General features: G+C 65.2%; 24 protein-coding genes. 17 read left to right on the plus strand and 7 right to left on the minus strand.

Annotated features, from left to right (window positions below; translation table 11 throughout):
• Positions 1–33: 33 nt before the first annotated feature.
• A complete protein-coding gene (locus PVW49_RS04280) occupies positions 34–1,167 on the minus strand; it encodes a polysaccharide biosynthesis/export family protein (RefSeq protein WP_274589972.1) in 1,134 nt (377 codons plus the stop codon).
• A 103-nt stretch (positions 1,168–1,270) separates the two neighbouring features.
• Between PVW49_RS04280 and PVW49_RS04285 the strand changes: the two genes are divergently transcribed.
• The 3 genes from PVW49_RS04285 (at position 1,271) to PVW49_RS04295 (ending at position 4,812) form a co-directional block, all read left to right on the plus strand.
• Complete coding sequence (locus PVW49_RS04285) at positions 1,271–2,116, plus strand: NAD-dependent epimerase/dehydratase family protein (protein ID WP_048533571.1); 846 nt, start codon at positions 1,271–1,273, stop codon at positions 2,114–2,116.
• Positions 2,113–2,745 (plus strand): sugar transferase, encoded by a 633-nt coding sequence (locus PVW49_RS04290; protein WP_048533572.1) that lies wholly within the window; start codon positions 2,113–2,115, stop codon positions 2,743–2,745. The genes PVW49_RS04285 and PVW49_RS04290 overlap by 4 nt, the downstream gene beginning before the upstream one ends.
• Positions 2,746–2,919: 174 nt before the next feature.
• Positions 2,920–4,812, plus strand: a complete 1,893-nt coding sequence (locus PVW49_RS04295) for a nucleoside-diphosphate sugar epimerase/dehydratase (protein WP_048533573.1) — start codon at positions 2,920–2,922, stop codon at positions 4,810–4,812.
• A gap of 27 nt (positions 4,813–4,839) precedes the next feature.
• Here the strand turns inward: PVW49_RS04295 and PVW49_RS04300 are convergent, their stop codons facing one another.
• Together PVW49_RS04300 and PVW49_RS04305 are read right to left on the minus strand one after the other, a co-directional pair.
• Positions 4,840–5,535: a YjbF family lipoprotein gene (locus tag PVW49_RS04300; protein WP_170850534.1), complete on the minus strand. Its 696-nt coding sequence runs from the start codon at positions 5,533–5,535 to the stop codon at positions 4,840–4,842.
• Between the two features lie 2 nt (positions 5,536–5,537).
• Positions 5,538–7,658 (minus strand): YjbH domain-containing protein, encoded by a 2,121-nt coding sequence (locus PVW49_RS04305; protein WP_274589973.1) that lies wholly within the window; start codon positions 7,656–7,658, stop codon positions 5,538–5,540.
• Between the two features lie 207 nt (positions 7,659–7,865).
• Here PVW49_RS04305 and PVW49_RS04310 point away from each other — a divergent pair, with 207 nt between their 5' ends.
• From PVW49_RS04310 to PVW49_RS04330, 5 genes are all read left to right on the plus strand, one after another.
• Positions 7,866–8,717 (plus strand): flagellar motor protein MotB, encoded by an 852-nt coding sequence (locus PVW49_RS04310; RefSeq protein WP_274589974.1) that lies wholly within the window; start codon positions 7,866–7,868, stop codon positions 8,715–8,717.
• Between the two features lie 81 nt (positions 8,718–8,798).
• Positions 8,799–10,097 carry a flagellar hook protein FlgE gene (locus PVW49_RS04315; RefSeq protein WP_170850535.1) on the plus strand — a complete coding sequence of 433 codons (1,299 nt, stop codon included), beginning with the start codon at positions 8,799–8,801 and terminating at the stop codon, positions 10,095–10,097.
• Positions 10,098–10,125: 28 nt separating this feature from the next.
• Positions 10,126–11,583 carry a flagellar hook-associated protein FlgK gene (gene flgK, locus PVW49_RS04320; protein ID WP_274589975.1) on the plus strand — a complete coding sequence of 486 codons (1,458 nt, stop codon included), beginning with the start codon at positions 10,126–10,128 and terminating at the stop codon, positions 11,581–11,583.
• Entirely contained in the window at positions 11,583–12,590 is a 1,008-nt protein-coding gene (locus PVW49_RS04325) for a flagellin (RefSeq protein WP_074836522.1), read from the plus strand. The genes flgK and PVW49_RS04325 overlap by 1 nt, the downstream gene beginning before the upstream one ends.
• Before the next feature lie 5 nt (positions 12,591–12,595).
• Positions 12,596–13,699, plus strand: a complete 1,104-nt coding sequence (locus tag PVW49_RS04330) for a flagellar basal body P-ring protein FlgI (protein WP_074836523.1) — start codon at positions 12,596–12,598, stop codon at positions 13,697–13,699.
• Positions 13,700–13,857: 158 nt separating this feature from the next.
• Here the strand turns inward: PVW49_RS04330 and fliP are convergent, their stop codons facing one another.
• The 4 genes from fliP to fliF are packed head-to-tail and all read right to left on the minus strand — an operon-like array spanning position 13,858 to position 17,117.
• Positions 13,858–14,604 carry a flagellar type III secretion system pore protein FliP gene (gene fliP / locus PVW49_RS04335; RefSeq protein ID WP_274561965.1) on the minus strand — a complete coding sequence of 249 codons (747 nt, stop codon included), beginning with the start codon at positions 14,602–14,604 and terminating at the stop codon, positions 13,858–13,860.
• A complete protein-coding gene (locus PVW49_RS04340) occupies positions 14,604–14,894 on the minus strand; it encodes a FliM/FliN family flagellar motor switch protein (protein WP_048533581.1) in 291 nt (96 codons plus the stop codon). Before PVW49_RS04340 ends, fliP begins: the two co-directional genes overlap by 1 nt.
• A complete protein-coding gene (locus tag PVW49_RS04345) occupies positions 14,872–15,486 on the minus strand; it encodes a FliH/SctL family protein (protein WP_274561968.1) in 615 nt (204 codons plus the stop codon). Before PVW49_RS04345 ends, PVW49_RS04340 begins: the two co-directional genes overlap by 23 nt.
• Complete coding sequence (fliF, locus tag PVW49_RS04350) at positions 15,486–17,117, minus strand: flagellar basal-body MS-ring/collar protein FliF (protein ID WP_274589976.1); 1,632 nt, start codon at positions 17,115–17,117, stop codon at positions 15,486–15,488. The genes PVW49_RS04345 and fliF overlap by 1 nt, the downstream gene beginning before the upstream one ends.
• A 121-nt stretch (positions 17,118–17,238) precedes the next feature.
• On the opposite strand from fliF, the gene PVW49_RS04355 reads away from it, so the two are divergent.
• The 9 genes from PVW49_RS04355 to PVW49_RS04395 are packed head-to-tail and all read left to right on the plus strand — an operon-like array spanning position 17,239 to position 26,119.
• Positions 17,239–17,733: a flagellar basal body-associated FliL family protein gene (locus PVW49_RS04355; protein WP_274561972.1), complete on the plus strand. Its 495-nt coding sequence runs from the start codon at positions 17,239–17,241 to the stop codon at positions 17,731–17,733.
• 13 nt (positions 17,734–17,746) lie between these two features.
• A complete protein-coding gene (locus PVW49_RS04360; RefSeq protein ID WP_048534087.1) occupies positions 17,747–18,124 on the plus strand; it encodes a hypothetical protein in 378 nt (125 codons plus the stop codon).
• Positions 18,125–18,733 carry a MotE family protein gene (locus PVW49_RS04365; RefSeq protein WP_274589977.1) on the plus strand — a complete coding sequence of 203 codons (609 nt, stop codon included), beginning with the start codon at positions 18,125–18,127 and terminating at the stop codon, positions 18,731–18,733. It abuts the gene before it with no gap.
• Positions 18,734–18,793: 60 nt separating this feature from the next.
• Positions 18,794–19,663, plus strand: coding sequence for a flagellar motor stator protein MotA (gene motA, locus PVW49_RS04370; RefSeq protein WP_048533585.1), 870 nt, complete (start codon positions 18,794–18,796; stop codon positions 19,661–19,663).
• Entirely contained in the window at positions 19,660–21,693 is a 2,034-nt protein-coding gene (locus PVW49_RS04375; protein ID WP_274589978.1) for a hypothetical protein, read from the plus strand. The genes motA and PVW49_RS04375 overlap by 4 nt, the downstream gene beginning before the upstream one ends.
• Before the next feature lie 46 nt (positions 21,694–21,739).
• Entirely contained in the window at positions 21,740–23,848 is a 2,109-nt protein-coding gene (locus PVW49_RS04380) for a flagellar biosynthesis protein FlhA (RefSeq protein WP_274589979.1), read from the plus strand.
• On the plus strand, positions 23,845–24,606 hold the full coding sequence (locus tag PVW49_RS04385; protein ID WP_074836529.1) for a flagellar biosynthetic protein FliR: 762 nt from the start codon (positions 23,845–23,847) through the stop codon (positions 24,604–24,606). The genes PVW49_RS04380 and PVW49_RS04385 overlap by 4 nt, the downstream gene beginning before the upstream one ends.
• A complete protein-coding gene (locus tag PVW49_RS04390) occupies positions 24,606–25,691 on the plus strand; it encodes an EscU/YscU/HrcU family type III secretion system export apparatus switch protein (protein ID WP_074836530.1) in 1,086 nt (361 codons plus the stop codon). The genes PVW49_RS04385 and PVW49_RS04390 overlap by 1 nt, the downstream gene beginning before the upstream one ends.
• The gene (locus tag PVW49_RS04395; protein ID WP_274589980.1) at positions 25,682–26,119 is read left to right on the plus strand and encodes a hypothetical protein; all 438 of its coding nucleotides are present in this window, start codon (positions 25,682–25,684) and stop codon (positions 26,117–26,119) included. Before PVW49_RS04390 ends, PVW49_RS04395 begins: the two co-directional genes overlap by 10 nt.
• The last annotated feature ends 4 nt before the right edge of the window (positions 26,120–26,123 follow it).

Genomic DNA, 26,123 nt, shown 5'->3' on the forward strand with positions numbered 1-26,123 from the left:
CACGGGACCCGTGCGGGAGCCGGTGCTTGAGGTTCAGTTTGACAGAGTCTGAGTGGTCGTGGTCACATCCGACGCCGTTCCGAGCGCGGCACCGAAGAGCGAGAGCACGGTGCGCACCGCAACGACAGGCGATTCAGTGGCCAACACGGTATCGTTAGGGTTTATCAGGAAATTTCGCGCTGCAAACAACCCGTCGGCCGTCGTCAGGTCGAGCGAAAAGATCACGTGCTGGCGTTTCGGGCCATTGGCCGGCTCGAGCACGATGTGCCGCGCGGCATATTCCCGCAGGATCAGCACGCCCTTGGGGTTTGCCCGCTGGTCGTTGATGCCGCCCATGAGCGAGACGGCTTCAAGCGCGGTGACATATTCCTTGGGGAAATAGATCAGCTCTTCCGAGCCGGAGGCACCGAGGGCGCTGAAGGCGCGTTCGTCCTGTTGCACGATCACCTTGTCATTGCCGTGCAGCCGGGTGTTCTTGGACGGGCTGTCGAACAGATCCTTGGCGGGGATCGAATAATTGGACGCGCCCCGGTTGAGCGTGATGATCGGATTGCGCAGGGCCGGGTTGATGCCGCCGGCGGTGGCCAGGATGCTCAGGATCGAGGTGTTGCGATCGGGCAGCGGATAATTGCCCGGGCTGGCGACGCCACCGACCACGCTGACCGCATGGGCCACGCCGGGCGCTGCGGTGAGCTGCACCTGTGCGTCAGGGGCGATGGCCACAAGCGAGTCCTGAATGCGGGCGCGGGCGCCGTCGGCGGTCAGGCCGTTGACCACCACGTTGCCGACATAGGGGATAAAGAGCGCGCCGCTGGGCGAGACAACCAGCCCTTCCATCACCGCGATGTTCGAACCGGTCTGGGTGATCAGCGAATTGACCTGGCTGTCCCAGATCTGGATGTTCACCTGATCGCCGGGCCGCAGCACCTGGCTTTGCGGGCCGCGGCTGGCCGCGATCCAGTGGAAACTGCCGCTCCAGCCGGTGACCGGCCATTTCGAGATCAGAGCAGCGTTGAGCCGGGTGACGGGCACAAGATCGAACGGGGCGCCTTCGGATTTGGTCTGGCGGGTGACCTCGCGTTCGAGCGCGGCCCCGCGCGGCAGCGGACCGCAGGCCGCGACACCCAGAAGCAATGCAACAATGAAAAAGCGCAATACCTTGTGCACGTAGACGTCCCCCGAACATCGATGCTTGTTATCGTCAGCTTTCTAGCGACACTTTAGGGTGATAAACAGTCCGTGAATTCAAGAAAATCAACGGTTCGCCAACGTGTCAGGCTGCAAGCAGAAGAAAAAAGTCCTCGTCCTCGGCGCGACCGGGCGCGTGGCGCGGCTGCTGCGGCGGCAGCTCGACGTGAAGCCGATTGAAAACACGGAGTTTTTCTGGATATCCCGACGAATGGTGCCAGGCGTCGATCAGGTTTTTGAAGTGGGCGACGATGTTGACTATTTGCCACAGTGCAATGCCGTTCTTGCACTGTGGGGCGCTGTATCTGGGGGCGAAGAGGCGCTGAACGGCAATATCTCGCTTGCTTGCGAGGCACAGCGCATCGCCCGCGCCTGCGGCGCCGACCGGGTTCTGCATGCCTCTTCGGCGGCGGTCTATGCGCCCTCGCTCTCGCCAATCGACGAGACCGCGGAATGCGCGCCTCGCAATGCCTATGGCGCCGCGAAATTGCGGATGGAACAGGCCTTGCTGGGGGCCGAGCCCAAGGCCGTCTGCCTGCGCATCGGCAATGTGGCCGGGGCGGATGGATTGCTGTCGGCGATCGCCGACAACCCGTCGGTGACGCTGATCCGGTTTCCCGACGGGCGCGGCCCGGTGCGCAGCTATTTGCAGCTTGCGACCATGGCGCATGTGGTCGATGGGCTGGTGCGGCTCCCGGTCTCCGGCATGCCCGATATCCTGAACGTGGCCGGGACCGCGCCGGTGGCGATGGAAGAGCTGGTGCGGGCCACCGGCTGCGGATTGGACTGGCGACCGGCGCCACGGGGCGCGCTGCCGGTGATGGCGCTGGATGTCGGACGGCTGACCTCGCTGATGACGCTGGACCCGCCCAGCACCGATGCTGCCGAAATCGTCGGCGAATGGCGCAGGATCGGACAAATGCCATGACCCCGCAGAAACGTCTCCTCGATCTGGTCAGCGCGCTTTTCCTGCTGATCGTGCTCAGCCCGTTGATCTTGGGCGTTGCGCTGGCGATCCTGATACAGGATGGCCGGCCCGTGCTGTACCTGTCCGAGCGGATGAAATCGCCGACCGAGCCGTTCCGGCTGTTCAAGTTTCGAACGATGACGGTTTCCGGCGCCGATTCCGGTGTGTCCGGCGGCGACAAGAGCCGGCGGATCACGCCGATCGGCCGGTTTCTGCGCGCCAAGCGCCTGGACGAGCTGCCGCAATTGTTCAACGTTCTGAAAGGCGATCTGAGCTTTGTCGGCCCGCGTCCGCCGCTGCGGATGTATGTCGAACGGTTTCCCGAGGTCTATGCCGAGGTGCTGAGTTGCCGTCCCGGTATCACCGGTCTGGCGACGCTGGTCTATCACCGGCACGAAGCGCGCATTCTGGAAGATTGCGCCACCTCGGCCGAAACCGACGCTGCCTATTCCCGCCGCTGCGTGCCGCAAAAGGCGCGGCTGGACATGATCTATGCCCGCCGGCAGAGCGTCTGTTTCGACCTGCGGCTGATGTTCGCGACGGTGTTTCGCCGGATCAGCCTGCACAGGGGCCGGTCCCGCGGTGCCTGAACGGCGATTGGCGGGAATCCGCCGGTCGGGCCGCCCTTGGGGCGGGATCCGCGGGCAGAGTGGCGCCAGCGAAATCAACGATATATCCTGTCACGGTTATTATGCTAACCACGGGTCGGCGCGGAACCCGCTGGTAAAGAATTACGAAGACGGAATTTTTCCGGAGGTCGATTGATGCTGTACAGTCTTTTGGTTCGGATGAGCCGGGGCCAGAAGGGCTTCGTCATCGCCAGCATCGACCTCGCGCTGATCGTCTTTTCATTTGTCGGCGCCAATTCTCTTCTGATCGGCCGGATGCCCACGTTGCAGGTTCTGCGGGCCAGCCTGCCCTATCTTTCGGTGATGCTCCCGGTCGGTCTTGCGGTCATCCTTTACCTCGGATTGCACCGGAAAAAGCTCATCACCTATGAGCTCAAGGGCGTTTTGCAGTCCGGTTTCATGGCAGTGACGGTAGGTCTTTCGGGTGTCGCCACCAGCATTGCCATCGGCACCTACATCTCGGTGCAGCTTTTTGTCATCGCGTCGATGATCCTGCTGATCGCGTCCGCGGGGCTCAGGCTCTTGCTGCGCGAGTTGGTTGTCCGGGCCTATCTGCGCGGCAAGGCGCTCAAGCGGGTGCTGATCTACGGCGCCGGGCGCACCGGACAACAGCTTGCCTCCGCGCTCTATTCCGACATCGAATTGCAGCTGCACGGTTTTATCGACGACAACCCCGGAACCCACGGGATGACCGTCTCGGGCTTCAAGGTCTATTCCCCGAACAAAATCGAATCACTTGTCGAAAAGCTGCGGATCGACCGGATCATCCTGGCCATGCCCGCCGCCAGCGAGGCTGACAAGGCGCGCATCGCCCGCCGCCTCAGCCATCTGGCCTGCGAAGTTCACATCATGCCGTCGTTTGCGCAGATGCTGCTGGATCACGGCAACCGCACCAGCACCAAGCCGCTGGATTTTTCCAAGCTGCTGGGGCGCAACCATCTCGAGGCGGAATTGCCGGGGGTGAGCGATGCCTATGAGGGCAAATGCGTGTTGGTCACCGGGGCCGGCGGGTCGATCGGCTCCGAGCTGAGCCGGCAGATCGCCATGTGCCAGCCGGCCAAGCTGATCCTGCTCGATCATTCCGAGCTGCTGCTCTACAAGATCCAGCGCAAATTGAACGCCTTTCAGAACGATGTCGAGATCGTGCCGGTCCTCGGGTCGATCTGCGAGCCGGGCCTTGTCGATCGGATCTTTGCCGAGAACGAGATCGACGTGGTGCTGCATGCCGCCGCCTACAAGCATCTGCCGCTGCTCGAGCTCAACACCATCGAGGGATTGCGCAACAATGTGATCGGAACAAAGGTCGTGGCCGATGCCGCCCGCCGCCACGGGGCCGAACGATTTATCCTGATCTCCAGCGACAAGGCGGTGCGGCCGAAAAGCGTGCTGGGCGTGTCGAAACGGCTGGCCGAGATGCTGGTGCAGGATCTCGCCACGCGTCCGGGCCGCACGATGTATTCGATGGTGCGCTTCGGCAATGTGCTGGGCTCCTCCGGTTCGGTCATCCCGCTGTTCGAGGATCAGATTGCCAACGGCGGCCCGGTGACGGTGACCCATACCGATGTGACACGCTATTTCATGACGGTAAGCGAAGCGGTGCGGCTGGTGTTGCTGGCCGGCTCTTTCGCGCGCGGTGGAGATGTCTTCGTGCTCGACATGGGCAAGCCGATCTCGATCTGGCAGGTGGCGCGCAAGTTGATCGAGAACGCCGGCTATACCGTGCGCGATGCTGCCAATCCCGATGGCGATATCGAGATCCTGTTCACCGGGCTGCGCCCCGGCGAGAAACTCTGCGAAGAGCTGCTGATCGGCACCGACATGCTGACCACGCCGCACCCCAAGATCCTGCGCGCTCAGGAAACCCATCTGTCGGAACTGGAAATGGCCAATGTCCTGCAAGAGCTGCGCCGCGCCGTCGAAACCCACGACACAGAGGCCGCGAGCCTGATTGCCGACCGCTGGGTTGAACACGAAGGCAAGAGCGTTCGGGACAAGACCGCCACCGAAGGCAGCCTCGGCGCGGGCTGACCCGGCGCCGGGCGTGTGACTTTTCCGTCAGAACCTAAGCTGTTGCAGCTTGGCCATCCCGAGCCGATTGCCGAACCATTGCTCTGACCGGACGATCCGGCCCCGGCCATCGACGTGGTATTTGTTGTTGAAGATGAACCAGGTGTCGTTCTCACGACAGGTTTCGATCATTGCCGTGGTGCCTTTGACGCTGGCCGATGGCCCATCAACCTGCACCTCGCAGGTAAAGCGGTAGCGCACGGTGATGTCTTCGCCATTGAGAAATCGCATCTCGCGCGCGATCGTGCCGGCGCGACGATTTGCTATGAGGCTGGGCAGGGCGCCAAAACTTACCGACATCAGATCGCCACCAAGGCCGCGGCTGCCGCGGGCCAGACCGTTCTGCAAGCTCACGGTCTGGCGCGAGGCGGTGGCATAGGTGTCGATCGGGCCGTTGGCGCCGATCTTGGCGATCAGCGCGTTGGATTCGATGCGCGGAAAATCGATCAGTACCAGCGGTTGCGTCGCTTGCGCCGCCGCCTGGCTGGCCTGTTCCGCGGTGACCCGGGTCGGGCCTGCGCTTTGCTGTCCGGTTAGCTTGCTGCTCAGGGTGTTGCGCACCAGGGTACCGGTGTCGCTGCCCAGCTTTTCGCCGCCGGAACAGGCCGCCAGAAGGGTGGCGCAGCCAAGCGCCACCAGCGTGCCAAGACCAAGGCGGCGGGAGTGTTTTTGCACCTCTGTCACGCTCATCTCCAGAACTTGCCCCAGCTCTTGGCCATTTCGGGCTGGTGATAATCACGCACCTGCTCATAGAGCCGTCCGTCGACCTTGAGCCGTGCGCCGCCGTCGCGGGTGAGCGACTGGATCGCGAAGGTGCTGCGCTCGGTCGAGGGCTGTGCCGACACCGCACCCAGCGGAATGGTGATGCGGATGCCCTTGTCGAAGGAACCTTCGCCGAAATCTTCGAACTTCGTGTCCGTCACCGTGGCATAGGCGCCGACGCGCCAGCCGTTCACGAACTCGCGGTCAAGGGTGACGGTGGCGCCCAGATCGCCGGCCAGATAGCTGCCGACGTCAAGCTGGCCGTGAAAGCCGTTGCCGAAATCGTAGTAGGCCGAGACATGGCCGTTGAAATCGGGGATCGTGCCGGTGCGGGTCTCGGACGAGCGCAGGCCGAAGAGCTGATCGAAATCGCGCGGTTTGACGTAGTTCAGCTCGACGCCCAGGGCGAGACGGTTGTCGACCGGTTTCCACAGCATCTCGCCGGAGACCCCGGCATACATGTCTTCGAGATAGCCGGCGGTGACGCGGCTGTAGACGTTGGGCGCGACGCGGCCGTAGTGCGCCAGCGTCAGCTGCTCGATCGCCGGGTCGCCTTCCTTGGCGTAGCGGGCCTTTTCCGTCCGCACCAGCGGCAGCGCATCGTCGTCCTGACGATCGATGTCGGTGAGGTTGCCCGCCAGGCGCTTGGTGACCGAGCCCGAAAGCACCAGGTTGGCGGTGGGCCGATAGCTGGCCTTGGCACGCACCCCGAAATCGCCGCGCAGCGGGCTCTCGGGGTCGAAGAACGAGAACTCGGTATATGGCGAGATCGCCCAGCCAAAGCGCGGATATTCGTCATCAAACGCCGAGGGCGCCCGGCCGAACCCGTCAGAAATGGCGGTGCGGGCCAGGATTTCGGCGTTGTCGCGGTGTTCCAGCGCCTCGAGATCCGAACGCTGGAGGGTGACCGCGGACAGCGCCATGCCGTTGACGACCGGCACGATCACGAAACTCTCGATCGAGGCGGGCAACACCCGGGTCATGGCGCGGGCGGTGCGTCCGATGGCCTGCGGAACCTGGCCATACCGCGGGTTGCGCAGGCGGACCACGGCGCGGCGCGGCTCGAGCTTGAGCCCCTCGAGCACGAGGCCGTCATTCGTCATCGCGGTATTGAGCGCGCTGCGATAGTCCGAGGTGTCGGCGGTGACCCAGCCCAAATCGCTGGCGGCCCCGGGCGCACGTGGTGACACCGGGACAGGCGCGCTTTCGGCGCCACCGGGAACGGCGGCGTCCTTGGGATTGGTGTGGACGGTGACCTGCGCGCCGATGGTATTGCCATAAAGATGGTAGAGCGAGAGCTGCGCGCCATTGTCAAAACGGTAGTCGACGCCGAAATTCCACGGCGAATCGTCGTCATGCTCGCCCCGGGTCCGCTCGCTTTCGTAGGTGTCCGAGGAATATTCCGCCGAAAAGGCCAGCCGCTCGGTCAGCGCGTAGCTCATCCCGGCAAAACCCGCCACATCGCCCCGGAACCACCGGTCATAGGTTGGCAGCCCGCCTTCGCCCAGCAGCTCTTCGGGCCGATTGCCGGTTTCGGCAAAGGGGTTGCGAGAGCCGAGGCGGCCCCAGCCGACGCCGCCGGTCACATCGAGACCGGGGATGATTTCCTTGGTGGCCACCAGATATTCGCCGCCGTAAAGCCCGGTGCCGATGAAATCCTGAAGCCCGACAACGACGCCGGGCAGGAGATCGCCCTCGTCGAGAAGCTGGTAGCGCAGGTCGAAGCTGCGGTCATAGAACACCCCGTCGACCGAGCCGGCGGCCGAGAAATCCGAGATCCGCGAATAGCGGAACGAACCCGACAGCCGCGGCGTGATCTGAAAGCTGAGTGTCCCACGGCCCTGTGTGCCGCCGCCACCGATCGTCGTCGAGAGCGTGGCATCGGGCGCGACCCGCGCGGTCGGCATGTCGATCAGGCCGGGCAGGCCGTAGAGGTTGTAGGATGGAATGCCCTCGGCGGTGGCGGTGGGTGCGGCAAGCGCCGTCAGGCCCGCCAGCGTCGCGGCGACGCTTCCCCGCAGGGTGGCTTTCAACGAATTTGGCATGAAATCGCCCCGTCCCAATAGTCTTGCCTTCGTGATAGGCGGCAATGGCCCGCAAGTCCATGAGGGCAGGGGCGATTGCTGGCGGTTGTGACAAAATACGAACGCTTGCGCCCCGGCGCTGGCAAACCCCGCGAATTGTAGATGTTAAGTCAGCGGTAACACCTGCTCTGCTATCCCTGTCCCCGGGTGAAACAGGGTGGTGAGACCATGAGTGCTGACGGAAACGTCGCGCCGGTCATCATCAAACGGAAAAAGGTTGTTGGCGGGGACGGGCACCATGGCGGTGCCTGGAAGGTCGCCTACGCGGATTTCGTGACCGCGATGATGGCATTTTTCCTTTTGATGTGGCTGTTGAACGCGACAACGGAAAAACAACGCAAGGGGCTGGCGGATTACTTTGCACCGACCATTCCGATCAACCGGGTGTCGGGCGGCGGCAGCGGCGCCTTTGGCGGCGACAGCGTGTTCTCGGAAGAGACCCTGCCACAGAACGGCACCGGCGCCTCGAACAAACATCCGACGAATGGCGACAAGGCGCGCGGCGACACCGGCATCGATCCCTCTGGCGAGAACGCCGGCGACACGGCTTTCGAAGCGCAGGTCAACACCATCAAGGAGGCGCTTTACGGAAGGGGCGGCGAAAGCATGGTGGCCGAAAACGCGCTCAGGCATATGGTGCTGAAGACCACCGACGAGGGCCTGGTGCTCGAGCTTTTCGAGCTGCCTGACAGCCGCTTGTTCGACGCGTTTGGCAATCCGACCGAGGTACTGGCGGTGCTGGCCGATGCCCTGGCCGAGGCCGCAAGGACGGTGGACAACCCGCTGGCGATCGAGGGCCATGTGCCGACCAGCCCCATCGTGCTGCGGCGGAACCTGGCCTGGGACCGCTCGGTCCAGCGCGCGCAGTTGTTTCGCAACATGCTGGAATTCGAAGGGCTTCCGCCCGGAGATGTGGCGCGGGTGACCGGCCACGCCGACCGCGACCGCGTCGATGACAATCCGCTGGCACTGCGCAACAGCCGGCTCGAGGTGATCTTTCTCAGGCAGCAAAGCCCGTAGGATTTTAGCTGTTAGCGCGCTGTTAAGCCGGAGGCGTCTATCTGTTGCGTCAAGCAATCGATGCAGCAGAAAGGCGTGTCCATGACGATTTCTTCTTCCCTCAATGCCGGTGTGGCGGGGTTGGCCGCGAATGCCACGCGACTTGCCGGCATATCCGACAATATCGCCAATTCCTCGACCTATGGGTACAAACGGGTCGATACCGAGTTTCATTCGCTGGTGCTGACGCAATCCTCGCGCTCCTATACCGCCGGCGGCGTGCGGACCAGCACGCAGCGGCTGATCGATCAGAGCGGCTCGCTGATCACCACGTCGAACCCGACCGATCTTGCCGTGCGGGGGCGGGGCATGCTGCCGGTGGCCACCGGCAGCGACGTGCGCACCAATGGCCCCGACGCCGAGATGCTGCTCACCACCACAGGTTCGTTCCGGCTGGACGAGGACGGTTATCTCAGCACGCCCTCCGGCCTGGTGGTGATGGGCTGGCCGGCCAGCGTCGACGGCACCATCCCCTCGTTTTCGCGCGATACCGCTGACGGGCTCGAGCCGATCCAGTTTTCCCAGAACCTGACCGGCGACCCGACAACCCAGGTCGACATGAATCTCAACCTGCCGGCCACCGCTACCCTGACCGGTGCCAATGGCGATCCCTACAGTCTCTCGGTCGAATATTACGACAACCTCGGCACGTCGCAGAGCATCAACATCACCTTCACCCCGACGGTGCCGGCCAGCGGCGCGTCGAACGAATGGACAGTGGTGATGTCGGATTCCGCCCAGGCCGGCGCGGTTGTCGGTGAATATACCATCACCTTTGACAACAGCCGCCAGACCGGCGGCACCATCGCCTCGGTCGTCGATATTTCCGGCGGCGCCTATGATCCGGTGACCGGGGTGATCCCGGTGACGGTCGCGGGTGGCCCGATCGACATCAACATCGGCGCCGTTGGCGACACCCGCGGCCTGTCGCAGCTCTCCGACAGTTTCGCGCCGATCTCGATCACCAAGGACGGCTCGCCGGTGGGCAACATGAACTCGGTCGAAGTCGATGAGAACGGCTATGTCCATGCCTTGTTCGACAGTGGCGTGACCCAGCTGCTCTATCAGATCCCGCTGGTCGACATGCCCAACCCCAATGGCTTGCAGGCGCTCGACCAGCAGACCTATCGCGTCTCGCCGGAAAGCGGCTCGTTCTTTCTCTGGGATTCCGGTGAAGGCCCGACCGGCGACATCAAGTCGTTTTCGCGGGAGGAATCCACCACCGATGTGGCGACCGAGCTGACTTCGATGATCCAGACCCAGCGGGCCTATTCGTCGAATGCCAAGGTCATTCAGACGGTGGATGAGATGCTTCAGGAAACCACCAATATCAAACGCTAAGGCGCTGTCGCCGGAACCGAGGTGAGTCATGTCCTTCTCTGGATCCCTGTCCAACGCCCTGTCGGGTTTGCGAGTGTCGTCGCTGGCGGCCGAGATTGTCTCGTCCAACCTGGCCAATGCCACCAACGCGGCCTATGCCACGCGCGATCTCGAAATCTCGGTGCGCGCCAGCGGTGCCGCTGGCGGGGTCGGGGTGGTCGGGGTCACCCGGTCGGTCGATCCGACGCTGCTGGGCGAATGGCGCCGGGCCCGGGCCAGCACGGCGGAACTGAGCACCGGCAACGGCTATCTCGCCCGGGTGGAGCAGGTCTTTGGCACGCCGGAAACCCCCGGCTCGCTCGCGGATCTGATGACCCGGTTCGAGGCCGCGCTGGTCTCGGCGGCGGCGCGGCCCGATCTCTCCATCCGGCTCGATGCCGCGGTCTCGTCGGCCGGCGCGGTGGCTGGCGCGCTGCGGGCCACATCGTCGGAGCTTCAGGCGCTGCGCACCGAGATCGACGGCAAGATCGGCCAGACCGTCACGGACCTCAACGCGCATCTCGCCAGGCTGGCCGACCTCAACAGCCGGATCATCAGCGCCGAAACCAGCGGCGCGCCCAGCCAGTCGCTGCACGATCTGCGCCAGGATGGCATCGACAAGATCTCTGAAATCGTGCCGCTGCGGGTCTTCCCGCGCGACAATGGCGCCGTGGCGCTTGTGACCACCACCGGCACCGTGCTGCTCGACGGCGTGGCGGCGGGGATCGACTTTTCGGCAACCAATGCGGTCACCGAATTCAGAACCTTGGCGAACGGCGGCCTGTCCGGCCTCAGCGTCGACGGATTTGACATCCCGGCCTCGGGCGCGGCCAGCCGGATCGGGGGCGGCAGCCTTGCGGCGCTCTTCGACCTGCGCGACGAGACCCTGCCCGGATATCAGACCGAGATCGATGCACTCGCCCGCAACCTGGTCGACAGGTTCCAGGACAGCGGGCTCGATCCGACGCTCGGCGCCGGCGAGGCCGGGCTGTTCACCGATGCCGGCCAGGCCTTTGATCCGGTGAATGAAACCGGCCTTGCCCGCCGCATCGCGCTCAATCCTCAAGTCGACCCGGAGGCCGGCGGCGCAAGCTGGCGCCTGCGCGACGGGCTTCAGGCGGCGGCGCCGGGAAATTCCGGTGATGGCACGGTTTTGCTGTCGATGATCGATCGTCTGACCGAGGCCAGAACCGTCGCCTCCGGCAGCCAGATCGGCCTGTCCGGCACGGCGGCGTCGTTGACCGCGACGCTTCTGTCCGGGGTGGCCGCGGAACTGACCGGCAATGAGGACCGGCTGAGCTATGCCGCCGCCCGCAGCACCGAACTGACCGAGCAGAAGCTGAGGAGCGGCGTCGATACCGACACCGAGCTGCAAAAGCTCATGCAGATCGAAAAGGCCTATGCCGCCAATGCCCAGGTGCTGAGGACGGTGGATGAGATGATCGAAGTATTGCTGGGGGCGACCTGATGACACTGACACCGATTGGCGACCTGTCGCGGGGCTTTGTCTTGCGTCATCGTCAGGCCGGGCTGCAATCGGAATCGATGCGGCTGCAAACCGAGTTGACCACCGGCCGGGTGGCGGGCACCCGCAACCATCTGCGCGGCGATTATGCCCATCTGAGCGATATCGAGCGCGGTCTCTCGATGCTCGAGAGCTACAGATCCGCGATCGCCGAGAGTGACACGATGACCGCCACGATGCAGGCCGCGCTGGGCGCCGTGCGGGATCATTCCGCCGATCTTTCCGCCGGGCTGATGCTCGCGGCACAGGCCGGTTCCCCTCTCGATCTGCGCATCGCGTCCGCTGATGCCGAACAGGCTCTTGGTGCCCTGGTCGGCCAGCTCAACAGCCGAAGCGCCGGTCGCGCGCTGTTTTCCGGGGCCGCTTACGACAGTGCCGCGCTCGCCGCGCCGGAGGAGATGCTTGCCGCGCTGCGCGGCGCGCTTGCCGGCACGAGCACGCTTGCCGGCGTGGAGGCCGCGTTCGACAGCTGGTTCGGCAGCGGCGGCGGCTTTGAAACAAGCGGCTACCTCGGTGCGACGCGCGATGGCACGCCGCTGCAACTCTCCGAAGATCTGCGCCTCGGCCTGTCGGTCCGGGCCGACGATCCGGCGTTTCGCGATACGCTGAAAGCCACCGCCATGGCTGCGCTTGCCGCCGATGAAAGTCTGGGTTTTGCCGAGGATGTTCAGGTGCAGATGATCGAGAGCGCCGGTGCGCAGCTGATCGCGGCGCGGCCCGGGGTGCTCGATGTGATTGCCGGGCTGGGCGTCGTCCAGGCCCGCATCGAGGACGGCAGGGCGCGCAACGAGGCGGCCGGGCTGACGCTGGAACTGGCGCGCAATACGCTGCTCTCGGTCGACCCATACGAAACGGCGACGCGGTTCGAAGCGGTGCAGAGCCAGATCGAAACGCTTTACGCCGTCACCGTGCGCGCCGCACGCATGAGCCTGCTGGACTACATGAGATGAGCCCGATGCTGCGAACCTGGCTTCTGCTTCTTGTCGCCCTGATCGCCCCGGCCGTCGCCGGCGCCAATCCGATCCGGATCAAGGATCTGGTGGAATTCGACGGCGTCCGTGGCAACGATCTGGTGGGCTATGGCCTTGTGGTGGGCCTCGACGGCTCTGGCGACGGGCTTAGGAATGCGCCGTTCACAGAAGAGATCATGAGCAATATTCTCGAACGGCTCGGCGTCAATGTGACCGGCGAGCAATTCCGCCCCAAGAATGTCGCCGCCGTCTTTGTCACGGCGACCCTGCCGCCCTTTGCCCGTTCGGGCAGCATGATCGATGTCACCGTCTCTGCCATCGGCGATGCCAAGAGCCTGTTGGGCGGGACGCTGATCATGACGCCGCTCAATGCCGCCGACGGCGAGATCTATGCCGTGGCCCAGGGCACGGTGATCTCCGGTGGCGCCAAGGCGGAGGGTGATGCCGCCCAGGTGACATTCGGCGTGCCCACCGCCGGCGTCATCCCGGCCGGCGCCCGGATCGAACGTGAGGTGGATTTCGACCTGTCGTCACTCGATGTCCTGCGGCTGGCCCTGCGGGAGCCGGATTTCACCACCGCCGGCCGGATCGAGACGGCGATCAATCGGGCCTTTGGCCGCCAGGTGGCGGTGATGCTCGATTCCGGCACCGTTCGGCTCGATATCATCGCGACCCGCATGGCCTCGCCGGCGCATGCCCTCGGGCGCATCGAGAACATTCTTGTCGAACCCGAGCGCAAGGCGCGGGTGGTCGTCGATCAGCGCTCGGGCACGATTGTCATGGGCGAGGATGTGCGCATTTCCCGGGTCGCGGTGTCTCAGGGCAATCTGACCCTGCGGATCGAAGAAGCGCCGGTCGCGGTGCAGCCGAACCCCTTTTCCGACGGCGATACGGTTGTCGTGCCGCGCACGCGCGCTGCGATCGAAGAGGAAGCGGGGATCAACCTGGCCGAGGTGCCTGACGGAACCTCGCTGTCCGAGGTCGTGGCCGGGCTCAATGCGCTGGGCGTCGCGCCGCGGGACATGATCGATATCCTCAAGGCGATCAAGGCGGCCGGCGCGCTGCATGCGGAATTCATCGTGCGCTGAGCGCGGCCCCGCGGCAGTAATTCGGACCGCCTGCGGCCCTCGCGCCGCGGCCGGCAGGCCGGCGCGCGTTGCCACGCCCGGCGCAGGGACAGGTGGCCGGGCAGGCGAGTATGGCTCCGAGGTTTGGCCAGGTTCGACCAGGGTCGGGCCATGGGGCGCTATCCCAGATAGCCCCGGACGAGACTGCTGGTAACCAGTGCCCAGCCGTCGGCGACCACGAAAAAGGCCAGCTTGAACGGCAGTGAAACGATAGCGGGGGGCACCATCATCATGCCCATCGACATCAGGATTGCGGCGACTACCAGATCGATGATCAGGAAGGGCAGAAAGATCAGGAATCCGATCTGAAAGGCGCGCGAGACCTCCGAGAGCAGAAAGCTCGGCACCAGCACGCTGAGCGGAGCTTCGGGCGAGACCTGATCCGCCGCCACATCGGCGCGCAGCGCGGCCATGGCGTCAAAAGTCTCGGGGTCGAGCCGTGCGGCCATGAAGCCACGAAACGGCGCGAGCGTGCGGGCGAAGCCTTCCTCGATCGAAATGGCGTTTTCCAGCATCGGCTGGATGCCGTCCTGCCAGGCGGCGGTAAACACCGGGTCCATCACGTAATAGGTCAGAAACAGCGCCAGGGTGACGATCAGCATGTTCGGCGGCGCCTGTTGCAGCCCAAGCGCCTGCCGCAGGATCGACAACACCGTGACAATGAAGGGAAAACAGGTGACGGTGATGGCAATGCCCGGGGCCAGGCTGAGCACGGTGATCACCAGGATCAACTGGACCGAGCGCAGCGTGAGCGACTCGCCTTCGCCAAGATCGAGCGAGAATTCCTGCGCCTCGGCGCCGCCGCCCGCCAGGGCAAGCCCGGCGGCAAGCAGGATGCCGCATACGGCGGTTCTGCCGGCAGCCATCAGCCCTGATCCAGATTGTCCCGGAGATCGGCGACCTCGGTGAGCCGCACGGCCAGCTGGCCGGGGGCGTCATCGCCGGCTTCGACAAGCTCCCCCCGGGCGATCAGCCGGGTGCCGACGTAAAGCTCGACCGGGTCATCGATCCGCTTGTCGAGCGTCAGAACCGAGTCGGGGCCGAGCCGAAGCAGATCGCGCACCGTCGGCCGGGCCTTGCCAACGCAAATGGTGATTTCGATCGGAACGCTGGTAAACGGGCTCTGGCCCGCGTCAAACGGCGTGTTTTCGGTCATCCGGGTCTTCCTTCTGAAGATCGTGGGTGAATGCCTCGAGCGCCGAGGAAATCTCGGCGATCATCTGGTCGAGATTGATTTCGATCTCGCGGTCTGGCAGCGAAAGCTGCGCCTGCCCCTCGGCCAGCGCGGCATCGCCCCGGATCAACACCGGAAAGGCGCCATCCTGTGCCACCAGCGCCGCGACCGTTTCGGCCACATCGGGATGGACGAGGATATGCGCCTCGCCGCGCAGCGTGTCGGTCGCGGCGGCCTGAAGTTCCTCGACGATGCGCGGCCCGATCGAATGGCGCAGCATTCGCGGCAGCAGCTTGTCGACGATCTCGACCAGGAGCGGCCGCAATTCGCGGAAAAGGTGGGTGTAGGCCTCATTGTAGGTGAAGGACATGTCCAGCAGGTTCTGCGCCAGATCGGAGGTGACGCGCATCCTGTCCTGGGTATGGGCATGCAGCGCATCGTCCCAGCCGGCCTGGTAGCCCTCTTCGAAGGCGGCAAGCCGGCGGGTCTCGATCTCTTCGTCGTTCGGGGCGGGATGGCGGCCGGCCGCGCCCCGGGTGCCGCCGAAATCTTCCAGCAGATGCAGGAGGGACATCAGGCTTTCTCCCCGGTGTCGTCAAGCCAGCCGCGCAGGATCTCGACGGTTTCTTCCTGGCGTTCGCCGATCAGGCCCCGCAGGCGTTCGACGGGGTCGGCCGGCGGCGGGGCCGGTTCGGTGCCGGGTGGCGGCGCCTCGGGCGCGCCCTGCGTCGGCGTCAGCGAGATGAAGCCGCCCTGGCCATCGTCGATCTCGCCGTCGAGCGGCGTGGCGGCCTCGGGCCTGGCCGGCGTGGCGTGGGCCGGGGCGGCTCCGTCGCGCGGCGGCAAGGCAAGCCTGTCGGGCGGCGGAGGGTTGCGGAAGATCGGCCGCAGCACGAAGAGCCCGAGGATCAACGCCACGACGCCGAGCACTGCCATCTGCACCAGCGTGCCGAGATCGAACGGCAACTGCGCCAACAGGCCGGGGGCGGCCGCGGTGCCGATTTCCGAGACCGGCTCGAAGGCCATCGAGCGGATGGTGATCGCGTCGCCGCGGGCCGCGTCAAAGCCAACGGCCGAGGCCACAAGCTCTTGCAGCGCCTCGATTTCCCGCTCGGGAAGGGGGGTGAATGTCTCGGCGCCGCTGCCATCCGGCGTGCGGGTGCCATTGACCAGGACTGCCACCGTCAGCCGCTTGATCGCGCCGGGCGCGCGGATCACCTCGCGTTCGGTCTGCGACACCTCGTAGTTCACCCGCTCGCGCGTCTCATTGCCCTGGGATTGCGATTCGCCGCTGCCGCCGCCCTCGCCGGCGGGCAGGTTGGAGGCCACGGTGACATCGCCGCCGCCGGCCTCTTGCGCGGTGTTCGACCGTTCCTCGGTGTCGGTGCTGATGGCGACACGGCTGCCGGGATCGATCCGGCGCTCGCGGATCGATTCGCTGTCGGTCACCGTGTCGACGCTGACCTCGACCACCGCATTTCCGACCCCCACCCGCGCCTCGACCAGCCGGGTGACCGCGTCGCGCAGCGTGGCCGAGCGTTCGTCGCCAACCGAGGCCGGCGCGTCCTCCTCGCTGGCCGCGATCAGGCCGCCGGTGCTGTCGATCACCGACACCCTTTCCGGAGCGAGCCCCGGCACGGCGGATGACACCAGATATTTCAGGGATTTGGCCTGTTGCGGTGACAGGGCGCCGCCGGCGGTGGTGAGAAAGACCGAAGCCGAGCTTTCGCCCTCCCGGCGGAACGGGTTGGTGGCGCCATTGGCGATATGCACCCGCGCGGCCGAGACCCCGGGACTCGACAGGATGGTGCGCGCCAGCTCGCCCTCCTTGGCGCGCCAATAGGCGGCATCGAACATCTGCGAGGTGGTGCCGAAACCGCTGAGCTGGTCGAGCAGTTCGTAGCCCTTGGTGCTGTTGGCGGGGAGGCCCTCGCTGGCCAGGGTCAGCCGCAGCTCATCGCGTTGATTGGACGGCACGAATATCGATCCGCCGCGAATTTCATACTCCAGCCCACGCTGTTCGAGCGCGCGCACCACCTCGCCCGCCGCACCGTTTTCGAGGCCGGCATACAGCAGCGCCATATTCGGCGTGGCGGCCATGCGGCTCATGAAGAACACAGCCGCGAACATGCCCAGACCGGCCGCCAGAGCGGCGATCTTTCTTTGCATGTTCAGCGCTGCCCAGGTCTTGGCGAATTGATCCACTGAATCCTCCGTCGGGTCGGCCTTCTGCACGACATTGCCCCTCCGGTTTCGCCGATCAGCCTTAACAATCGGTTAGTTCCTCTGAGGTTATAGATCGGGAAACCGAGTATTGAGGTGGCCCATGTCGGACGCGGAAATCGAAGAACAGCCGGTCAGGAAGAAATCCAAGCTGCCGTTGATCCTTGGCGTGGTTCTGGCATTGGCCGGCGGCGGCGGCGGGTTCTTTGCGGTCCAATCCGGGATGATTCTCGCCGCGCCATCCGACGCGGCCCATGCCGAGGCGGCCGAGACCAAACCAAAGGCGGCCGCGCTGCTGCCGGATGTCGCCTTTGTGCCGCTCGAACCGATGGTGATTTCCCTGCCGGGGGGCGGGACTAGGCACCTGCGGTTTACCGCCCAGCTCGAGGTACCGAGCGCCGCGCAATCCGATGTCGAGCTTTTGCTGCCGCGGGTGGTGGATGTGTTCAACAGCTATCTGCGTGCGGTCGAGGTGGCCGATCTCGAAGAGCCGACGGCGCTATTGCGGTTTCGTTCGCATCTGTTGCGGCGGGCGCAGCTGGTGCTGGGCGACGAGCGGGTGAGCAACCTGCTGGTGATGGAATTTGTGGTCAATTGACGGGGGCGACATGGTGGAAATGATTGCCGATGTACTTCTGGTTGCCGGGGCGCTGGGCGCCGGGGTCTATTGCTATGTGCTGGCGCGGCGGCTGAGCCGGTTCAACGATCTGGAGACCGGGGTCGGCGGCGCCGTGGCCGTGCTTTCGGCGCAGGTCGATGATCTGACCCGGACGTTGCAGGCGGCGCAATCGGCCGCCCAGGGCTCCAGCCGTTCGCTCGAAGATCTGACCGGCCGGGCGGAAACCGTCTCGCGCAAGCTCGAATTGCTGGTGGCCTCGATGCACGACATTCCCGATCAGCCGCCACAGGCCCCGTGCCAGGAGGCCGAGGACGCGCCGCCAGCGCCGGTCTTTTCGCGCCACTCGCGCGATGCCGGGAGGGCGCAGTAGATGACACAGGACCGCAAGCGTGGCCGTCGCCTCGGCCGCGGCACCCTGGCGATCATCGCCGTGTTGCTTCTGGGCTCCGCGCTCCTGCGGGTCGGGCTTCAGGCGACCGAGGCCATTGCCCGCGAGGCCAGCCCGGAGGCGCTGGCCGAGAGCCTGCCGATGCCGGCGCCCCTGGCCGCGCCGCAGCAATGTGTCAGCGATCCCGATCTGGTGCCGCTGCTCGAGGCGATGGAGACACGCGAGGACCGGCTGCGCATGCGCGAGGAGCGGATGACCATGCGGATGCGGGCGCTTCAGGTCGCGGATGCGCGGATCCAGGAAAAGCTGGCCGAACTCAGGGCCTCGGAAGCGGCGCTGCGCGCGACGATCGCCCTGGCCGACGAGGCCGCCGAATCCGACCTGACGCGCCTCACCTCGGTCTATGAGAACATGAAGCCCAAGGATGCCGCCGCGCTTTTCGAGACGATGGACCCGGATTTCGCCGCCGGTTTTCTCGGCCGCATGCGCCCCGAGGCCGCGGCCGGGATCATGACCGGGCTGTCACCCGAGACGGCCTATCTGGTCAGCGTCGTGCTGGCCGGACGAAATGCCGAGGTGCCCCGGGAATGAGCGAACGGTTTCTTTAGGTTTCCGTGCGATTCCGGGGACAGGCAAACAACAGGTGCATCGATGATCGGATTCGTGGGTATCGCAGTGGTCTTCGTCATGGTCTTTGGCGGCTACCTGCTGGCGGGCGGCAAGCTTGCCATCATCCTCAAGTCGCTGCCGTTCGAAATGATCATGATCGGCGGCGCTGCGCTCGGCGCCTTTCTGATCGGCAATGATGGTGCCGGCGCCAAACATACGCTCAAGGATGTCGGCAAGGTGTTCAAGGGCCCGAAATGGAAGCAGGAGGATTACCGCGATCTGCTCTGCCTGCTGTTCGAGCTGATCCGCATCGCCAAGCAGAACCCGGTGGCGCTGGAGGAACATATCGAAGCCCCCGGCGAAAGCGCGATCTTCTCGAAATACCCCAAGATCCAGGCCGACAAGGAATCGGTCGACCTGATCTGCGATACCCTGCGGGCGGCGACGATGAATTACGACGATCCGCACCAGGTGGAAGAGGTGCTGGAAAAGCGCATGGAGGCCAGCCTGCATCACAAGCTGCATTCCAGCCACGCGCTTCAGACCATCGCCGACGGGCTTCCGGCGCTGGGAATCGTCGCCGCGGTGCTTGGCGTGATCAAGACCATGGGGTCGATCGATCAGCCGCCCGAGGTACTGGGCAAGATGATCGGCGGCGCGCTTGTCGGCACCTTTCTCGGCGTGTTCCTGGCCTATGGTCTCGTCGGCCCCTTTGCCGCCCGGGTCAAGACGGTGGTCGAGGACGATGCGCATTTCCATCAGCTCATTCGCGAGGTTCTGGTTGCCAACCTGCATGCCCATCCGACGAATATCTGCATCGAGGTCGGGCGGCAGAACACGCCGACGCATATTCGGCCCGATTTCAACGATCTCGAAGAGGCTTTGAAATCCCTCAAGCAGGATGCGGCATGAGGCGCGCCGGGATTATCGCCCTGTCGGTCCTGAGCGCCGGCATGGTCCAGGCGGCCACCGTGACGGTGAAATCCGGAGAACACGCCGATTTCAGCCGGCTGGTTGCCTATCTGCCGGAAGGCACGGGTTATGATTTGCAGGTCGATGGGCGCAGCCTGACGCTGGACTTGGCGGGAGAGGACGATCATCGGTTCGATGTCGGCACGGTGTTCGACCTGATCCCGAAAACGCGGGTCACCGGCCTCTCGCAGCCCGGCGGAAACCGGCTCACCGTGACCTTGAACTGCGATTGTCAGGTGACCTCGGCTTTCGAGCCGCCGCGATTGCTGATCATCGATGTCGCCGATGCCGCCGGAACGTCTGTCGCGGCGGAGATGCCCGCGCCGGGCCCGGCCGCCCCGCCGGCGGCGCTTCGCGACAGGTTGCGCGCCCCGCTGGTAGCGCGGCAGAGCTATTCGACAAGCGGCGTGTCGCAATTCGCCGAGGCGCTGGCGGGGCGGACGACGCGGCAGATCCTCGATCTTGGCGACCCCGACGCACCGCGCCCTGCCAGCGTGGCCGCACCGGGCCCGGATTTGCGCGACATCGACCTGCCGAACATCGCCGTACCGGGCACGGCGGCAGGGGCACCGGCCCTGACGAAACCGCGCCGCGCTGTCTGTGCCGGCCTGGTCGCGGCGCCGCTGGGCCGGTTCGGCGGCAAGGTGCGATTTTTCAAGGAAAAGGCCGCGCTGTCCGCCGTGCTGTTTACCGAACAGCTCATGCTTGATCCTGCGGTGGCGGTTGAACTGGCCCAGTTGCATCTCTCGCAGGGTCTCGGGTCCGAGGCGCGGCAAATCCTCGGCATGATCGACCGGCCCGAGGAGGGCGCCGGTTTCCTGTCTCAGGTCGCGCGGCTGATCGAAGCGCCGGACAGCCTGCCGCGCCGCACGTTCGAGCCGTATCGCGATTGTTCCGACGTGAATGCCATCTGGCCGCTGCTTGCCGCGGCCCGCACGCCGATGGGCGAGGCGGATGCCTGGCGGATCGCCCGCGCCGCCGAATCCCTGCCGCGCCCCTTGCTGAAAGTCATCGGGCCGCGGATGATCGCCCACCTGATTGATGCCGGCCGCAAGGATCCGGCCAACATGATTGCCCGGATCCTCGACCGGTCGGGCAGTGCGGCGGGCAAGACAATGGCCGATGTGCTGCTGGCCGAGGCGTCTTCGGAGCAGGAGGTCATCCTCATCGAAATCGCCGCCTCCAACGGCGAAGAGGCCGCCCGCGCCAGCGCGCTTCTGGTGGATCGCCAGATCGAGGCCGGTGAACCGGTGCCGGACGGCCTGGCCCAGCTCGTGGCCAGCCACGCCGAAGAGCAACGCCATGGCGTGGCCGGAAGCATGCTGCGCAAGGCAGAGGCCTTTTCGCTGATCTCCAAGGGCGATTTCGCCGCCGCCTTGCTTATCCTCGGCACAAAGGCCCTGGACGCGGAGGCGGAAGCCTCTGTCACCGCGCAGTTTTTCCGCGAACTGGCCGGCAAGGCGGATACCGTGACCTTCCTCCGCGTCGTCCTGGCCAAGCCCGATCTGGCCGCCACCGCCCCGAGAGAGGTGCGCCAGGCCGTGGCGGCGCGGCTTTATGAGAATCGCTTTCCCGGGCCTGCGGCGCGGCTGATCGTGGGGGGCGAACCGATCGACCGTGCGCTTCTCGCCGAGGCGCTGGGCGCGCGGTATCACGGCGATGTCGGCATTCCCGATGCGGTGCTCTTTGCGCCGTCCGACACCGCCGACCGGGAAACCGCCGAAGCCCGCCACGCCGCCCTGCTCGGCGCCGGGAGGTTCGCCGAGGCCAAGCAGGCGGCCCTGCGCCTGGGTCGCGAAGACCCGGTGGACCCTTTGCTCGCCTGGCAGCCCGAACCGGACGGCACCGAAGCGCTGAGCGGGCCGGAGCTGAGTTTGCAGCGCGCCAGCGCTCTGACCGAGGCATCAGCCTCCCTGGCCGAGACGGTGGCCCAAGTGCTCGATGATCCCCTGCTGAGGCTCGAACCATGACACAGCTTTGCCGGGCAGCGGCGCCCCGATCGGAGCCGCGATGACAATGGCCGCGAAAACTGGCGGAAATACCGGCCGCGGGCTGGCCGCGATGCTGGTCAACCACACCGTTCTTCTGGCGGTCGGATTGCTCGGGATCGTCGCGATGATGATCCTGCCGGTACCCGCCGTCGTGCTGGATCTCGGCCTGTCATTTTCCTTCGCCCTGGCGATCCTGGTCTTTGTCATCGTGCTTTTCATTGACGAGCCGCTGGAGTTCTCTTCATTTCCGACCATCCTGCTGGCCGGGCTGATGCTGCGGCTGGCGCTCAATGTTTCGTCAACCAAGCTGATCATCGGCGAGGGTCACACCGGCACAAAGGCCGCCGGAAATGTCATCGACGGCTTCGCCAGCTTTATCATGGGCGGCAATTTTGTCATTGGTATCGTTACATTTTGTGTCATCCTTATCGTGAATTTCATGGTCATCACCAAGGGCGCCGCCCGCATGGCCGAGGTCGGCGCGCGCTTTGCGCTCGACGGCATGCCGGGCAAGCAGCTGGCGATCGATTCCGACGTTTCGGCCGGTGCCATCGATCATGAGACAGCCAAGCGGCGCCGCGAACATGATCAGCGCGAGACCACCTTCCTCGGCTCGCTCGACGGTGTGTCGAAATTCGTCAAGGGCGACGCGGTGGCCGGATTGCTGATCACCCTGCTCAATCTTGTGGTCGGCACGGCCAACGGCGTGCTCTCGCATGGCATGGAATTCACCGCCGCCTTGCAGACCTATGCCATCCTGACGGTGGGCGACGGCCTGGTGACGCAGATCCCGGCGGTGATCGTGTCGATCGGCTCGGCGCTGCTCCTGGCCAAGGGCGGCAACCTCGGCGCCGCCGATATCGCGGTACTCGGGCAGTTGGGCCACCATCCCGCGGCTCTGATGGCGGTGGGGATCCTGCAACTGGTCTTTGCTTTGATGCCGGGCCTGCCACTGGCGCCCTTTCTGCTCGGGGCGGCGCTGTTCATCGCGCTGGGCTTGCATCGCTACCGAAAACAGAGCGATGCCGGAGCAGTGCCCGAGGTCGCCGAAGCGCCCGAGGCCGCGCCGGCAAAACCGATCGGCGATGTCCTCGCGCTCGACGATATCCACCTCGAATTTGCCAGCGATCTGGTGGACATGGTGCTCGATCCGGCGTCCGGCCTCGACGCGCGGATATCCAACATGCGCACCCATATCGCCAGCGCCTTTGGCCTGATCCTGCCGGAAATCCGCCTAACCGACAATGTCACCGCCGACCCGGGCAGCTATATCATCCACATCCAGGGCGTCGAACAGGCGCGGGCGCAGGTGCACCCCGATCTGGTTCTGGCGCTGATCCCGCAGGGCGGCTCCGATCTGCCGTCGGGCCGCGACGTCGATGAGCCGGTCTATGGCGCGCCGGCGCGCTGGATCAAGCCGGAACAGCAGGAGGATCTGGCGCTTCGGGGGCTGACCATCGTCACGCCGAACGAGGTGCTGGCGACGCATCTGCTCGAGGTCATCAAGACCAGTTTCAGCCGGCTCTTCACGCACAAGGCGTTGCGCCGCCTGCTCGACGAAATGGTCAACCTGTCAGAGCCCGACCGCGCCGAGGCCAACCGCAAGCTGTTCGACGAGATGATCCCCGACCGGGTGCCGATGGACCTCTTGCATCAGGTGCTGAAACATCTGCTGGAGGAACAGGTCTCGATCCGCAATCTGCCGGTGATCCTCGAAGCCATTGGCGAGGCGCGTAAATTCTCCAATCAGCCCGAGGGGATCTGCGAACATGTGCGGCAGCGGCTGGGCTTTCAGATCGTCGCCGGGCTCAAACGGCCGGACGGAACGGTGCCGCTGATTCAGCTGGCGCCGGAATGGGAGGACATCTTTGCCACCTATCAGGTGGACTCCGATCAGAACACGGTCGATGTGGCGCTGCCACCGGAGGTCTTTGCCAAGCTGACCAAATCCATGGCCGACCAGATCGAACAGAGCAGTGAAAGCGGCTTTGCCGCCTCGATCGTCACCTCTTCGCGGCGGCGGCGATTCCTGCGCCGGATCGCCCGTGCCAAGGGGTTTCAGACGCCGGTGCTTTCGTTCGAAGAGCTCGGGCTCGAAGCCAAGCCGATGCTGGTCGGCACCGTCGCCGCATGAGCCCCGAGGCGCTCTTTGATGTGCTGGGCGAGGGGATGCGGTTTGCCGCGATCGTGTTTTTCCGGATCGGCGCCGTGCTCTCGGTAATGCCCGGTATCGGCACCCGGAGCCTGCCGCTCCGGGTCCGGCTGGCGCTCGCGATCTCGCTGGCCGGGTTTTTTGCCGTGCTGCTGTTTGATCCCGCCGTGCCGGTGCCAGACCCGGATGTCGGGCTGCTGGCCAGCGAAACGGTCATCGGCCTCGCCATCGGCCTGGCGCTGCGCTTCATGATCCTTGCACTGCACACCGCGGGCACCATCGCCGCGCAATCCACGTCGCTCAGCCAGATTTTCGGCACCGACGGGGTCGAGCCGATGCCGGCAATCGGTCATGTGCTGGTGGTGGGCGGGCTGGCGCTGATGTTTCTCAGCGGGATGCATCTGCATCTTCTCGCCACTTTGGCCGGGTTCTATGACGTCTGGCCGATCGGCGCCCGCCCCGCGGCGGGCGACTTGGCCCTCTGGATCGCCGGCCATGTCAGCGAAACCTTTGTCCTGGCCTTCCGGTTGGCGGTGCCCTTTGTGATCCTGTCGATGCTCTACAACGTGACGCTCGGCGTCATCAACAAGGCGATGCCGCAGCTCATGGTCTCTTTTGTCGGTGCGCCGGTGATAACCTTGGGCGGGCTCATGCTTCTGGCCCTCAGCGCGCCTTACATGCTGGGCCTCTGGCAGGCGGCGCTGGCACGGTTCCTGAGCCATCCGCTTGGAGCCGGCTGATGTCGTCAGAGACGGAAACCGCCGACAAACCGCATGACCCGACGCCGAAGAAGCTCGACGATGCGCGCAAGAAAGGCGAGCTGGTCAAATCCTCCGAGGTCAATACGGCGGCGATGTATTTCGGCTTTCTGATCGCCGCGTCGGTCTTCGGCGCCGCGTCGCTGACGGCGCTGGGCCACGCCATGGCGCCGCTTCTGGCCCGGCCGCAGGGGCTTGCGCCCGGGGTTTTTGCCGGCGAGGGCACGCGCTTCGCCGGCAAGCTGATCGGTGCCGTGGCGTTGGCCATTGTGCCCTGGGTCGCCGTGCCGTTCCTGACCGTGCTGACAGCGATCATCGCCCAGCGCAGCCTGGTGTTTGCCGGCAAGAAGCTGGAATTCAAGGCCTCGCGGATCTCGCCCCTGCGCAATTTCAAGAACAAATACGGCTGGAACGCGCTGTTCGAGTTCTTCAAGAGCGCGGTAAAGCTGGTGATCTATGCCGCGATCCTCACCGGTTTTCTGCGCAACAAGAGCGACCTGATCATCGGCGCCATGCAGATGAACGCGGTCCGCGCCATCCTTCTCTGGCTCGAGCTTGCGGCGCAGCTCTTGGCCATCGTGCTGGCCATTGCGGTGGCCATGGCGGTAATTGATTACCTCTGGCAGTATCGCAGCCACATGGCCAAGAACCGGATGTCGGACAAGGAAATCAAGGACGAGGTCAAGGATGCCGAGGGCGACCCGCATCTGAAATCGGCGCGGCGCAGCAAGGCGCAGGAGATCGCCTTCAACCAGATGCTCAAACAGGTGCCCGAGGCCGATGTCGTGATCGTCAACCCGAGCCATTACGCGGTGGCATTGAAATGGGCCCGCACCGCCGGCGGCGCGCCGGTCTGCGTGGCCAAGGGGGTGGACGAGATTGCCCTGCGGATCAAGGAGATCGCCTATGAAGAAGGGGTTGCCGTGTACAGCGATCCGCCAACCGCGCGGGCGCTTTTCGCCCATGTGCGGCTCGACGCGCAGATCCTGCCCGAGCATTACGCGGCGGTGGCCGTGGCCATCCGCTATGCCGATGCGCTGAGCCGAAAGGCCCGATCATGGAGATGAGGCATGTGGCGGATTTGCACAAGGTGGCCGAGGCCCGGTTCGAGCGCGATGCGGCCGACCTGCGGCAGTCCTTGGCGGCAGAGGCCCGGCTGACCGCGGCGCTTGATGCCATCGCGGCCTCGCAGGCGCGCCGGTCCGAGGCGCTGACCGGCGATCTGGCGGTTGCCTTTGCCCAGACCGGTGCGGCGCTCTGGCAAACCTGGGCCGAGGCGCGGCGGCGCGAGTTGCTCATGGCGCTGGCCAATCAGCGGGCGGTGACAGAGGCGATCAAGCTCCGCGCCAGAGCCTCGTTCGGCCGTACCTCGGCGCTCGCGGCGCTGACGGAACAAACCCGGGAGGACATCCGCGAGCAGGCCGCCCGGCGCGAGACCGAACGGCTGGTGGAGCTGGAGATGCACAGGCGGTGGATGAGGACGCTCGGCGATTGACCGC

Source organism: Marinovum sp. PR37, from assembly GCF_028807375.1.
GTDB lineage: Bacteria > Pseudomonadota > Alphaproteobacteria > Rhodobacterales > Rhodobacteraceae > Marinovum > Marinovum algicola.

Coding starts and splice junctions, on each gene's coding strand:
- PVW49_RS04355 (WP_274561972.1), top strand. CDS start 17,239: ATGTCGGACGCGGAAATCGAAGAACAGCCGGTCAGGAAGAAATCCAAG.
- fliP (WP_274561965.1), bottom strand. CDS start 14,604: ATGGCTGCCGGCAGAACCGCCGTATGCGGCATCCTGCTTGCCGCCGGG.
- PVW49_RS04385 (WP_074836529.1), top strand. CDS start 23,845: ATGAGCCCCGAGGCGCTCTTTGATGTGCTGGGCGAGGGGATGCGGTTT.
- PVW49_RS04330 (WP_074836523.1), top strand. CDS start 12,596: ATGCTGCGAACCTGGCTTCTGCTTCTTGTCGCCCTGATCGCCCCGGCC.
- PVW49_RS04315 (WP_170850535.1), top strand. CDS start 8,799: ATGACGATTTCTTCTTCCCTCAATGCCGGTGTGGCGGGGTTGGCCGCG.
- PVW49_RS04375 (WP_274589978.1), top strand. CDS start 19,660: ATGAGGCGCGCCGGGATTATCGCCCTGTCGGTCCTGAGCGCCGGCATG.
- PVW49_RS04310 (WP_274589974.1), top strand. CDS start 7,866: ATGAGTGCTGACGGAAACGTCGCGCCGGTCATCATCAAACGGAAAAAG.
- PVW49_RS04295 (WP_048533573.1), top strand. CDS start 2,920: ATGCTGTACAGTCTTTTGGTTCGGATGAGCCGGGGCCAGAAGGGCTTC.
- PVW49_RS04325 (WP_074836522.1), top strand. CDS start 11,583: ATGACACTGACACCGATTGGCGACCTGTCGCGGGGCTTTGTCTTGCGT.
- motA (WP_048533585.1), top strand. CDS start 18,794: ATGATCGGATTCGTGGGTATCGCAGTGGTCTTCGTCATGGTCTTTGGC.
- PVW49_RS04365 (WP_274589977.1), top strand. CDS start 18,125: ATGACACAGGACCGCAAGCGTGGCCGTCGCCTCGGCCGCGGCACCCTG.
- PVW49_RS04305 (WP_274589973.1), bottom strand. CDS start 7,658: ATGCCAAATTCGTTGAAAGCCACCCTGCGGGGAAGCGTCGCCGCGACG.
- PVW49_RS04395 (WP_274589980.1), top strand. CDS start 25,682: ATGGAGATGAGGCATGTGGCGGATTTGCACAAGGTGGCCGAGGCCCGG.
- PVW49_RS04290 (WP_048533572.1), top strand. CDS start 2,113: ATGACCCCGCAGAAACGTCTCCTCGATCTGGTCAGCGCGCTTTTCCTG.
- flgK (WP_274589975.1), top strand. CDS start 10,126: ATGTCCTTCTCTGGATCCCTGTCCAACGCCCTGTCGGGTTTGCGAGTG.
- PVW49_RS04390 (WP_074836530.1), top strand. CDS start 24,606: ATGTCGTCAGAGACGGAAACCGCCGACAAACCGCATGACCCGACGCCG.
- PVW49_RS04345 (WP_274561968.1), bottom strand. CDS start 15,486: ATGTCCCTCCTGCATCTGCTGGAAGATTTCGGCGGCACCCGGGGCGCG.
- PVW49_RS04340 (WP_048533581.1), bottom strand. CDS start 14,894: ATGACCGAAAACACGCCGTTTGACGCGGGCCAGAGCCCGTTTACCAGC.
- PVW49_RS04380 (WP_274589979.1), top strand. CDS start 21,740: ATGGCCGCGAAAACTGGCGGAAATACCGGCCGCGGGCTGGCCGCGATG.